This window comes from Pseudomonas sp. RGM 3321, assembly GCF_022836805.1.
Taxonomy (GTDB): Bacteria; Pseudomonadota; Gammaproteobacteria; order Pseudomonadales; family Pseudomonadaceae; genus Aquipseudomonas.
This window is the reverse complement of record NZ_JALHBH010000076.1, coordinates 22,046-33,219: the sequence shown is the minus strand read 5'-3', so window position 1 is coordinate 33,219 and position 11,174 is coordinate 22,046. Positions and strand designations below refer to the sequence as shown.

General features: G+C 55.1%; 11 protein-coding genes and 2 pseudogenes. 5 read left to right on the top strand and 8 right to left on the bottom strand.

Translation table 11 applies throughout. The features are described 5' to 3' along the window. Positions 1 to 716 precede the first annotated feature (716 nt). Positions 717 to 977, top strand: a complete 261-nt coding sequence (locus RGM3321_RS00980) for a hypothetical protein (RefSeq protein ID WP_244391183.1) — start codon at positions 717 to 719, stop codon at positions 975 to 977. Positions 978 to 1,010: 33 nt separating this feature from the next. On the opposite strand, the gene RGM3321_RS00975 is transcribed toward RGM3321_RS00980, so the two are convergent. The 3 genes from RGM3321_RS00975 to RGM3321_RS00965 all read right to left on the bottom strand — a co-directional run bounded on the left by RGM3321_RS00975 (position 1,011) and on the right by RGM3321_RS00965 (position 2,797). Then, entirely contained in the window at positions 1,011 to 2,141 is a 1,131-nt protein-coding gene (locus RGM3321_RS00975) for an SEL1-like repeat protein (RefSeq protein WP_244391182.1), read from the bottom strand. An 89-nt stretch (positions 2,142 to 2,230) separates the two neighbouring features. After that, on the bottom strand, positions 2,231 to 2,518 hold the full coding sequence (locus RGM3321_RS00970) for a hypothetical protein (protein ID WP_244391181.1): 288 nt from the start codon (positions 2,516 to 2,518) through the stop codon (positions 2,231 to 2,233). 30 nt (positions 2,519 to 2,548) lie between these two features. Further along, positions 2,549 to 2,797: a hypothetical protein gene (locus RGM3321_RS00965; protein ID WP_244391180.1), complete on the bottom strand. Its 249-nt coding sequence runs from the start codon at positions 2,795 to 2,797 to the stop codon at positions 2,549 to 2,551. Positions 2,798 to 2,903: 106 nt separating this feature from the next. On the opposite strand from RGM3321_RS00965, the pseudogene RGM3321_RS00960 reads away from it, so the two are divergent. After that, positions 2,904 to 3,167: pseudogene (locus RGM3321_RS00960) on the top strand (transposase); the annotation flags it as partial. 122 nt (positions 3,168 to 3,289) lie between these two features. Here the strand turns inward: RGM3321_RS00960 and xopAF are convergent. Together xopAF and RGM3321_RS00950 are read right to left on the bottom strand one after the other, a co-directional pair. Beyond that, positions 3,290 to 3,931: a XopAF/AvrXv3 family type III secretion system effector gene (xopAF, locus tag RGM3321_RS00955; RefSeq protein WP_347880957.1), complete on the bottom strand. Its 642-nt coding sequence runs from the start codon at positions 3,929 to 3,931 to the stop codon at positions 3,290 to 3,292. 565 nt (positions 3,932 to 4,496) lie between these two features. Further along, positions 4,497 to 5,789, bottom strand: coding sequence for a mechanosensitive ion channel family protein (locus RGM3321_RS00950; RefSeq protein ID WP_244391178.1), 1,293 nt, complete (start codon positions 5,787 to 5,789; stop codon positions 4,497 to 4,499). Between the two features lie 274 nt (positions 5,790 to 6,063). Here RGM3321_RS00950 and RGM3321_RS00945 point away from each other — a divergent pair, with 274 nt between their 5' ends. Beyond that, on the top strand, positions 6,064 to 6,981 hold the full coding sequence (locus RGM3321_RS00945) for a hypothetical protein (protein ID WP_244391177.1): 918 nt from the start codon (positions 6,064 to 6,066) through the stop codon (positions 6,979 to 6,981). 74 nt (positions 6,982 to 7,055) lie between these two features. On the opposite strand, the gene RGM3321_RS00940 is transcribed toward RGM3321_RS00945, so the two are convergent. Beyond that, the gene (locus RGM3321_RS00940; RefSeq protein WP_244391176.1) at positions 7,056 to 7,949 is read right to left on the bottom strand and encodes a LysR family transcriptional regulator; all 894 of its coding nucleotides are present in this window, start codon (positions 7,947 to 7,949) and stop codon (positions 7,056 to 7,058) included. 105 nt (positions 7,950 to 8,054) lie between these two features. Here RGM3321_RS00940 and RGM3321_RS00935 point away from each other — a divergent pair, with 105 nt between their 5' ends. Further along, entirely contained in the window at positions 8,055 to 9,317 is a 1,263-nt protein-coding gene (locus RGM3321_RS00935; RefSeq protein ID WP_244391175.1) for an MFS transporter, read from the top strand. Beyond that, the gene (locus RGM3321_RS00930; RefSeq protein ID WP_244391174.1) at positions 9,314 to 10,342 is read left to right on the top strand and encodes an alpha/beta hydrolase; all 1,029 of its coding nucleotides are present in this window, start codon (positions 9,314 to 9,316) and stop codon (positions 10,340 to 10,342) included. The genes RGM3321_RS00935 and RGM3321_RS00930 overlap by 4 nt, the downstream gene beginning before the upstream one ends. A 60-nt stretch (positions 10,343 to 10,402) precedes the next feature. Here the strand turns inward: RGM3321_RS00930 and RGM3321_RS00925 are convergent. Both RGM3321_RS00925 and RGM3321_RS00920 read right to left on the bottom strand, forming a co-directional pair. Further along, a pseudogene (locus RGM3321_RS00925) lies at positions 10,403 to 10,627 on the bottom strand (flavodoxin family protein); the annotation flags it as partial. A 90-nt stretch (positions 10,628 to 10,717) separates the two neighbouring features. Next, positions 10,718 to 11,131, bottom strand: coding sequence for a hypothetical protein (locus RGM3321_RS00920; RefSeq protein ID WP_244391172.1), 414 nt, complete (start codon positions 11,129 to 11,131; stop codon positions 10,718 to 10,720). Between the last annotated feature and the right edge of the window lie 43 nt (positions 11,132 to 11,174).

Below are 11,174 nucleotides of genomic sequence, written 5' to 3'. Positions count from 1 at the left end.
AGCGCCTGCACTCGACGCTGCATTACGTAAGTCCGATGCAATACGAGCAGAACTGGCAAAGGCAACAACCCTAGATACTCGACCCCGACGCCGGGTTAAGGGATACGTTTCTCGGGGGCAAGGTCAGTCTATTGTCTGCGCCTTCAGGCCTTAATTGTTTGTAGGAAATGGCGTAGGTTTGTGTGGGGGTAGTGCGTTGGCTGATTACTCCTGAAGCCCTGTCCACATAGGTATGGCAAGGGCAGAGCGCGGGATGACGACTCGAAAGGCCAAGCCGGGGGCTTCACCAAGGCTTGGTTCGTGAAAGCCACTCCCCGCAGGCGTACGCACTAATAATGCCTTTGCGGTATCCGCAGATGGGAACCGAAACCTTTGGCTGGCGGGATGGCGGTTATGGTCCATTAGATCTAACGCCGAAGCGCTCAGAAATTCTGATCATTCTTGAGGCACCATTCACGTATGTGCGCCTCGACCAAGCCAGCGCCATAACTGCATTTCGGCTAACCAGAGGCTATCCCGCGTACCCAGTATTCTAGGGCTTCTCTTTCGATATTCAGGCCCATGGGAAAAGATCGATTCTGATGGGTAGTAGTAGCGACTGGGCTAGGAAGGTCTGACTTTCGAACTCTCTTTTGGTCTGGCCTGCTGTTAATGTCTGCTTCGGCTCGATAGTAGACCCTCCCCGACGATCCCTCCCAATCACTGCTGGCCTTTAGGTGCCTAAAGAAATCGTTTTCGTAAACTTGGGAGACGACATACCAGAAGCGGACCTTGGACACCCTGCATATAATCAGCTACAGAGAACTGATTACACGCTGAGTAAAAAAATGAATCGTTATAAAAATCAGCTAGTAAAAGCTCAAGCCAAGGAGATCAGCGTTGAATTGGAACCTGCAGCAACGATAAATATCCATTGGAAGGCTGACTGGCTAACGCTGGCTGCTGAGTCTGTTGAAAGAGGCCTTTGTGTCCTCTGAGAGCTTTCCAAGTGTCTCAAGCACCAGCGGTATTCACGAGTTGGGTGAAGTAGTAACCTCCGTTACATCACCTTCTAGTTCGCTTAAGCCCTTAGGGCTCGAATAAAGGGCTTCCCAGACAGATACGTCAGCCAGTTGCTGCGCCGAAAGCGCTTTTTCTTCCTCTTTAAGCTGCACTCGGAGGTCCTCTGCCATATTGTTTGGTAGCTCGCGTTTCAGCGCCACACGAAATAGTCCGCACGCCTTGACCTTGTTACGTTCGAAACCCTGCCCATTATCGAGATGAAAGGCGAGTGCGACAATTGCGGGCGCGTTTCCTTGTTTTGCGGCCTTTAAAAACCAATGGTTCGCCAGTGAGTAATTGAACGCGACATCACCGCCACTGCTGTATAGGTAGCCAAGGACGAATTGAGCGTTAACCCTGCCTTCCTCGGCAGCACGGGTATACCATTGCAATGCGGCGGAAGGATTTTTGAGAACACCAGTGCCATGTAGAGTGGACGCTCCCAACATTTCGTATGCAAGGCTGTTCCCGGAGTTGGCCGCTTCGGTGAGCAGTTTCACTGCGTGTTGTGGATCTAGCTGAGTACCTTTGCCATAGAAATACAGTGTAGCCAGAAGTAGTTTGGCCTCCGCATCGCCTTGAGCACTTGCCCTGCTGGCCCATTTGAAAGCTTCCTGATCGTCTTTTTCAACGCCGCTGCCGTTGAAATAAAGAGAAGCGAGCTTTTGTTGAGCTTTAATATGACCTTGCTCAGCGGCCTTGCTGAACCACCTCGCCGCTTGGCCAAAATCTGTCTCAGTCGCTACGCCAGCAGTGATTGCGACGCCCATAAAATACTCGGCATCAGCGTTCCCGCGTTTGGCCGACTCAGTCACCCACTGAAGGCCTTTGGCTCTATCAATATCAACACCACGTCCATAGAAATGAATGAGGCCGAGCTTATACTGAGAAACAGGATCGCCATTTTCTGCGGCGCGTGAATACCAAACCATGGCTTTGCCAGGATTTTTGCCAATGACGAGCCCATCTTCATAGGCTGAGGCAATCAACACAGTGAGGCTATATGGGCTACGCCAGAATGTAATGCTGAGGGTGACAAAAAGAAATGCTGCAACGCAAAGGTATAGAGCAACTAAAAACCGGCGCAATTTCAAATCCATCCTTGAAACGTAGGCGTGGAGTTTATCGAAGCTTATGAGCGCTTTCCATAGACGTCCGCTCTTGACCGATAGCGGTCAGCCAACATGTCTCAAAAGGGATCGAGCCGTGCGTCGATGCCAGCCTGCTTAGCCAGCGCTATCAGGTTTTCGACGCAATCTTGCTCAATGATGCAACCCACATAATCGGCGCCGTCTGTATCCATATGCAGAAAGCGCTTACCGAACCCGGTCAGCCATTGATCGAAATCGATAAGCACTTGCATCAATGATGGCGTCTCTTCCAGCTTGTAGGCATAAACTTGGTCAATGCCGCTTGCTTCAATCAGTTTCGGTGCCAAGTACTTGAAATCATCGAAGCCGTGCACGTCCATGGCCATGAGAACCAGATTATTGGGTAACTGGCCTTTCTAAGCGTCCGAAAGACCACTGACCAACGCGGTGGCCGGATCTTCACCTAGGTTGTAATAGCGCGACACCCTTTTCACGAGACGCGCACGTTCCTTTTCAGGCAGCCGCGCCAACAGGGCTTGGGTGAACGTTTTCAGTTGCGCACCGAATGGATAAAGCTCACGCATAATTGCGGCATCGCTCAACCGTGGTTCATCGGGTGGGGGTTGTGTGAAGCGATCGCCGAACAATCGACTGAACAAGCCCATTGCCGTTTATTTTCCTTTGTGGGTGAAACCTTTGGCGCGAAGCTGTAGTGGTCTAATGATTCCGGACACTCATTTAGGCGAGAATATCGCCAGATAGAGGTGTCTGATGACCAAACAACGCCGTAACTTTTCCACTGAGTTCAAGCGTGAGGCAGCAGGCCTCGTGCTTGATCAAGGCTACAGCCACATCGTGGCCTCACGTTCGCTGGGATTTGTCGAGTCTGCGCTGCGTGGCTGGGTGAGCCAGCTCTAGCAGGAGCGCAATGGCGTAACCCCGCAGAGCAAAGCCCTGACGCCAGAGCAGCAGAAAATCCAGAAACTGGAAGCCCGGATCGCCCGTCTTGAGCGGGAGAAATCCGTTTTAAAAAAGGACACCTCACTCTTGCTACTACGACAATTGCTGGCGACGTCGGGCTCTAACCCCCCCCAAGCGGGTTCGTCTACGAACTGTTCGGGCAAAATCGAAGCGCTGCCGACAGCTGCAGTATCGTGTCATAAAGCGACCAAATGCTTTATGAATTGAGTCGAGTTGTCATTAAGAATAACGGCGCCAAGCAGTGTTTCAGATGTTCGGTTTGCACAAGTTTCGTCGAATTCAAGCGGGATTCCTTCATCAGCAAACAGGCTTTTCAATGCCTCCGCAGTGCTGACTGAGAAATCACCCTCTTTATTTCCTCCATGCAGAGCTACTCGCATTGTTAGCCCCTGTTCCTTAATATCCCGCAGATAATCGCGCACAGAGGCTAAAACTTGTTCTGGCATAAGGTCTTCGCGACGAAAAGGGAGCAGATGGAATACGCGAACTTTCGCCCCCGGCCTACGTTCACCCGTGCCGGCATCTACATTTTCCGCCGCACACGCGACAGCAATGCACGCACTCATGTTGTCTGTGATGACAGGCATATTTACCTGGCTCGTGCCGGCACTGTATAAATGCCGAGTCCCTCCATCATTGGGGACATTGTAGTTGAATCCGGCCACTTTGACAGTCGTGGTTCTGTCAATCTGGAAACTGTAATCCAGGCCTGTTTCAGAGTGATATACCTGCACCCAGGGAAGTGCGGATTGACTACGATCCTTTATTAAATTACCGCGATGCCGTCTTTCTGCTTGATAAGCTGCTAAAGAAACCATACTAAGAGTATAATCTTCGCCGCACCGCGCGAGTTGAAAATGAGAAAATTTTGCAGGACGTTCGTCCACCTTGTCTGAGGCTCTATCGCTCGCAGATGCCGTTTGATGACTGGATGCAGACCTGACGTTTGAAGGGTTTACAGGCACTTCCCAGCGATCGCTATCACTGTAGCTGCTGCTAGAATGTTTTGAAATACATAGTCCCATGACTGTTCTCTCTTCGATGTAGGATTAAGCGATAGGCGCGCAGCGACATAACCGAAAAATTAGTATGGTCGTTGCCACGCCCCACATGGCTAATGTATAGAATTTGCTAGTTTGCTTTCCGTTGGTTATGTGATGCTTGGATTTCGATTGCGACACTGCTCAATGTCGCGCGGGCGGCACACGTTTGAATGGTATGTTTGATCGTATGTGCTGAACAGATTGGATATGCGCATGCGTGTAGCTCAAAAAAGAAAGCTACTGAGTGGCTAAAACTCTTCAGCGGTTCCATATCCCCAAATCACGATAGCGGGGAGCGATGGAATCACTACCCCATTCCAAAAACCTTCAAATCCCAACCTCAACGCTCTCTCGTCCAGTCAGCTGTGACTTGACTCATAGTCTCCCCCCGCAACCCCACCCGCATATCCGCCCCACTAGGCTGCTGATACAAACTCAACCCGAACTCCGGCATCACCGTAATCAGGTAATCGAAAATATCCCCCTGTATCCGCTCGTACTCCACCCACACCGTCGTGCGGGTGAAGCAGTAGATTTCCAGCGGGATGCCCTGCGAGGTGGGTTCCAGCTGGCGAACCATGCAGGTCATGTTCGGGTTGATGTCGACGTGGCTTTTCAGGTACGCCAGGGCGTAGGCGCGGAAGGTGCCGATGTTGGTCATGCGTCGGCGGTTGGCGGACATTTGTGCGACGTTGCCTTGTGCCTGGTTCCAGCCGAGCAATTCGGCCTGTTTGCGGCCGATGTAGTCGGTGAGCAGGTGGATTTGCATGAGCTGCTGTTCTTCATCGTCACGGACGAAGCGCACGCCGCTGGCGTCGATGAACAGGCTGCGCTTGATGCGCCGTCCGCCTGATTGCTGCATGCCGCGCCAGTTGCGGAACGACTCGGACATCAGCCGCCAGGTCGGGATGGAGACAATGGTTTTGTCGAAGTTCTGCACCTTGACGGTATGCAGGGTGATGTCCACCACGTCGCCGTCCGCGCCGACTTGCGGCATTTCGATCCAGTCGCCGACGCGCAGCATGTCGTTGCTGGTCAGCTGCACACTGGCGACGAAGGAGAGCAGGGTATCCTTGTAGACCAACAGGATGACCGCCGACATGGCGCCGAGGCCGGACAGCAGTAGCAGTGGTGAGCGGTCGATCAGGGTGGCGACGATGATGATCGCGGCGAAGACGTACAGGATCATTTTCGACAGTTGCACGTAGCCCTTGATGGAGCGCGTGCGGGCGTGTTCGGTGCGCGCGTAGATCTCCAGCAGTGCATTGAGCAGGGTGCCGATGGCCAGGGTCATGAACAGGATGGTGAACGCCATGGCGATGTTGCCGATCACGTTCCGGCCCGCAGTGCTCAGGCCTGGGACCAGGGTGAGGCCGAACTGAATGACCAGCGACGGCACCATCTGCGCCAGGCGATGGAAAACCTTGTTGTGGCGGAAGTCGTTGACCCAGTGCAGGGACGGCTGGCGGCCGAGCATCCTTACGGCGTACAGCACCAGAAAGCGCGCCACGCGGCCAAGCACCAGCGCTGCGGTCAGCAACAGGACCAGTGCCAGCCCGGTGCGTACCCACGGGTGCTGATCGAGCATGTCCCAGAGTTCCTGGGTCTTGAGCCAAAGCGAGTGAATATCCATAAAAGCATCGGGCCCGTTGAGCGAAGAGGGGGCGCGATTAAAGCACTTACGGATCAGAAGGAGCGAGCCCCTTATGACAGGACACACAATAATCGCTGTCATGATGGTCGGTCGAACTCTTTGATCCCGCCATTCTGTCTCGTGTTCCGCCGATACGTTAGAATTCAAATTCAAAAAGGGAACAGGCAGAGAGGCCTGTTCCAATATCGCTAAGGGTTGAATTCCATGCTGGCTATCATAGAAGATATAGTAAATTTCTATAGGGATTTCAAATATGCATGAACAAGCGTTGTTGACAGAAGATCATCCAAGTCTTGGAAATGCCGGTGCGTTAGTCGGAATAGACCAAATCGAAGAGTTATACAAGACATCGGTATCAGCCAATAATGCTGTCAAAGTGAAATGTGCTAATTCCTCATGTGGCGTCAAGGTAAGCATCGTCATACCAGACAAGGAAAAAGCAGGCAGAAAAACTTCACCCTCTGCTCACTTCCGGGGGCATCACCCTGAGGGGTGTGATAGAAAGCCCCAAACCTCATCTACAACAACTACCAGCGCATCCTCGCAGCTCAAAGCGAACCCGGTGAAAAAAGAGTTTCCACAGGTATGGATAGATCCACTCACTGCAGCAGTGAACTCATCTGGACGTCTGCTTGAGCCTGCGAACAATGGTGAATTGCGGTCAGGATCCGGGGTTGGCGGGCGCTCCAGAGAGGGTCTTGGTACCAGCGAAGGTCATTCTGGGGTGGTGGGAAAGTTTGCGAGGGCATGGCTGAAAATGACGGTGCAGTCCAGAAAACGCAATCCCTTGAAAGCACCATGGAACCCTGAAGGCACCTATGATTCTGCTTTTTACTCGTTTGAGCTCAATAGCACCAAATTTCTTGGGAAAGTGGGCACCAAGATATTTACTGCTCCAGTTATTTCCGTAGATAAGGTCGGGGGAGATTTTTATTTAGGTCTACAAGAGAAAGCCCTTGGGCAAGCTCCGAAGGTTGTCGTGCTAAAGTCAGAAGTTTTTGAGGTGGGAGCAGCCGGGCGCGCATTGCTGAACCAGCTGAATACGTTTGATTTGGCCCAGAAAGTCTATCTGTTTTGTTATGGCTCTTTTAAATATAACGCGGGTGCCAGTCAGTCCGAATTGGTGGTGAAGCACCCGCATTTTATTTATATTGATTTACCCGCTTTGTGAAGCGACCCCAACTTCTGATGCGCCGCTGATGTCGGTTGCAAACGCAATGGGTGGATCTGAATGTCGCCTCCTGATCACCCCCGATACCTCACCGCCTCGACAAACGCACTGAACGCCGGCGACGCCTGTCGCCGGTTCGGGTAGTACAAGTGAAAGCCTTCGAAATACGGGCTCCAGTCGACCAGCACTTCTTTCAGGCGGCCGCTGGCGATGTGCGGTTCGGCCATGGAGTCCGGCACGTAGGCCAGGCCCACGCCGTCCAGTGCGGCGTTGAGCACATGAATCATGCTGTTCGACGTGAATTGCCCGTTGACCCGAATGTTGAGCTTGCGACTGTCTTTTTCGAACTCCCACGCGTAGCAGCTGCCGTTCGGCGAGTGGCGGATGTTGATGCAGGTGTGCTGGGTCAGTTCCTGCGGTTGAAGGGGAACGGGGTGTCGCTTGAAGTAGGCGGGCGAGCCAACCACTGACAAGCGCCAGTCAGGCCCCAGCCGCACGGCAATCATGTCCTTGCTGATGGATTCACCCAGGCGGATGCCTGCATCGAAACGTTCGCTGACAATATTGGTGAAGCCGTAGTCGATGCAAATCTCGATCTGGATATCCGGGTACTGCGCGAGAAACCCTGCAAGCATGGGCCGGATAATGCCTTCGGCGGCGTCATCGGAGCAGGTAATGCGAATGGTGCCGGCGGGCTTGTCACGCAGTTCGCCCAACACTTCGACTTCTGCGGCAATCTGATCCAGCAGCGGCCCGATCGAACGCATCAGCCGTTCACCGGCCTCGGTCGGGGCCACGTTGCGGGTGGTTCTAGCCAGCAGGCGCAGGCCCATGCGCTCTTCAAGGCCGCGCAGGGTGTGGCTCAGGGCTGAAGGCGTAACGCCCAGTTTGGTGGCCGCCTTGGTAAAGCTCTGATCGCGTGCTACCTGCAGGAAGGCTTGCAGATCGTTGAGTTTGGGGGTACTCATTACTGAATCCTCCTCACAAGCGCGTTTAAATTATGGTGTCTAATAATCCTAATCCCATTGCCCTAACCTGTGCCGACTATTTTCAACATCGCCAGGTCAGGACGCATGCAAGCATTCGATTCAACGCTAAAGGGGGCTGAGACGACAGCACATCCGCCAGCCTGGGGCGCCGTGTTTTCGATGGCGCTGTGTGTGGTGGTGCTGATTGCGTCGGAGTTCATGCCGGTCAGTCTGCTGACACCCATCGCGCAGGACCTCGGCATCAGTCAGGGGCAGGCAGGGCAGGCGATTTCGATCTCCGGCTTTTTTGCCGTGCTGACCAGCCTGCTGAACACGCCGCTCACCGGGCATCTGGATCGCAAGCCTGTCCTGCTGGGCTTCAGCCTGTTGTTGCTGGTGTCTGGCGTGATCGTCACGCTGGCGTCCAACGGCTGGTTGTTCATGGCGGGCCGTGCGTTGCTCGGGGTCGCTATTGGCGGTTTCTGGTCGATGTCGACGGCGACCGTAATGAAGCTGGTGCCCGAAGAGTCTGTTTCCAAGGGCCTTGCACTGATCAACGGCGGTAATGCGCTGGCGGCCACAGTGGCAGCGCCGTTGGGCAGCTTCATGGGCCAATACATTAGCTGGCGTGGCGCGTTTTTTCTGGTTATTCCGCTCGCTGCTCTGGCGTTTGCCTGGCAGTGGCTGAGCCTTCCGGCAATGAGCAGCCAGCCGGGCAAGCGGGCACGCAACCCGTTTCGCCTGCTGGGTAACCCGCAAGTGGCCATCGGCATGGGCGCCATCCTGTTGCTGTTCATGGGCCAGTTCGCCGTCTTCACCTATTTGCGCCCGTTTCTGGAAGAGATCACCGGGGTCAGCGTCAACTCCCTGTCCCTGATGCTTTTGGCGCTGGGCGCCAGCGGGCTGGTCGGCACCTACCTGATCGGCAGGCTGCTGCACAAAGGCCTGTATGCCTGCCTGATCGCCATTCCGCTGCTGATGGCGGTGCTGGCCGTGGCGCTGACCGGCATGGGTCACTCACCTCAGACCGTCGCCATTGTGCTTGCCGTCTGGGGCCTGATTGCCACGCCGGCACCGGTCGCCTGGGGCCTGTGGTTGAGCCGCACGCTGCCCGACGATGCCGAGGCAGGCGGCGGCCTGATGGTGGCGACCATTCAATTGGCGATCACCGCCGGGGCCGGCATCGGCGGCGCGCTGTTCGACAGACTCGGTTGGTGGAGCCCGTTCGCATTCGGCGGCGTGTTACTGGCGTGTTCGGCCGCGCTGGCCTGGACGGCACGCGACAACGCGTTACTGCAGGAAAAAAACACCGGTCAGGGCCGGGCAGATAAACGCGGGTTAATTTCTCAACGAGGTAACACGCCATGAAAAAGATTCTTTTGATGCTTGGGCTTTTAATCAGCTCATACGCTGCGACAGGAGCACACATGTCTCACGGTGCCGATAATTTCTACACAAGCGACAAGGTCGTTGCGCAAAAAGTGCTGTTCAACAACCAGTACAAGATGAAAGTCGCGGGCAATCTGTTTATACCCAAAGGCTCGAACCCGAACGTTAAAGCTCCGGCGATCGTCGTCGGCCATCCGATGGGCGCGGTGAAGGAGCAAAGCGCCAATCTGTACGCGCAGAAACTGGCCGAACAAGGGTTTGTCACCTTGTCGCTGGACCTGTCGTTCTGGGGCGGCAGCGAAGGCCAGCCGCGTAACGCCGTTTCACCGGATCTCTACGCCGAGGACTTCAGCGCCGCAGTGGACTTTCTCGGCACCCAGACCTTTGTGGACAAGAATCGCATCGGGGTCCTGGGCATCTGCGGCAGTGGCAGCTTTGTCATCAGTGCCGCGAAGATCGACCCGCGCATGAAAGCTATCGCCACCGTCAGCATGTACGACATGGGGGCCGCCAATCGCAATGGTCTGAAACATTCGCAAACCCTGGCTCAGCGCAAGAAGATCATTGAGCAGGCGGCACTGCAGCGCGACGTGGAATATAGTGGCGGGGACACCGCGTATACCAGCGGCACCGTACACAAGCTGACTGACAAATCCGCCCCGATCGAACGCGAGTTCTACGATTTCTATCGCACGCCACGCGGCGAGTTCACACCCGAAGGCCAGTCGCCTGAGCTGACCACTCACCCGACGCTGACCAGCAACATCAAGTTCATGAACTTCTATCCGTTCAACGACATCGCGACCATCTCGCCACGCCCGATGTTGTTCATCGCCGGTTCAAAGGCGCACTCGCTGGAGTTCAGCGAGGAAGCGTACAAACTGGCTGGCCAGCCCAAGCAATTGATCATCGTGCCGGAGGCCGGGCATGTGGATCTTTATGATCGGGTCGATCTCATCCCGTTCGACAAGCTGGGCGAGTTTTTCAAGAACAACCTGAAGTAGTCCGCCAAAAAGCAATACGCATGAAGAGGCCCTGCACAAGCAGGGCATTTTCGTTATCGGTCACTGATCGCGCAGGTGAATGCCCAGTCCCTGCCGACCCGCTGCAAGCTCAGGACGCAAGGTCAGTGCCGGGATCTCGTAGTCGCCGTCGTTCTGCCTGCGAAATGGCAAGGGCTCAAGGGTGAACAAGGTATCCAGACGGTTGCCGTAGTCGGCGCAAATCCGCGCAAAGGGTGCGCTGTCCACCTTGCCTGCCCGGTACACGGGGAAGGGCGCGAGCACATCCGGCGGCAAATACGCGTTGCGACTCAAGGGCAGGGTCAAAGCGGCTGCTGCTCTCAAGACCGGGTGCATCGTTGGTGCGGCGCCCATTACTCAAGCGCGCAGCCTGCGCTCTCGCAACGCACTCAAACACTCGCGCCCCGAAGCCTCGGCGGTTTGCATGACTGTCTGGCTGTTGTCTTCGGTGATCCAGGTCAGCAGCCGCACCTGACCCGTCGCCTGGCTGCCGCCATGCATGCGAGACAGGGTTTCGCGTTGCTTGAGCATGGCTTTCATGCGGGTAGCGAGCATGAAGATGTCGTCGATGAAGCCGTCTTCGACGTGGTCGTGATGCTCGATGCCCAGCCCCGTGGCGTCGTGGTCGATGCGCAGGTGGTAGTGCATGGCCCCGGTTGCATCTTCGCTGCCGAACAGCGCGATGACGAAGCCTTTGCCCAGCAGCGAGCGCAAGGCGTGCTGGATGATTTCCTGTACATCGGGGGTGATCTGTCTGACTTCGCGGCTCATGTAACGACTCCTGACCTGATGAGTAGTGCAGGCAGTATTCAAC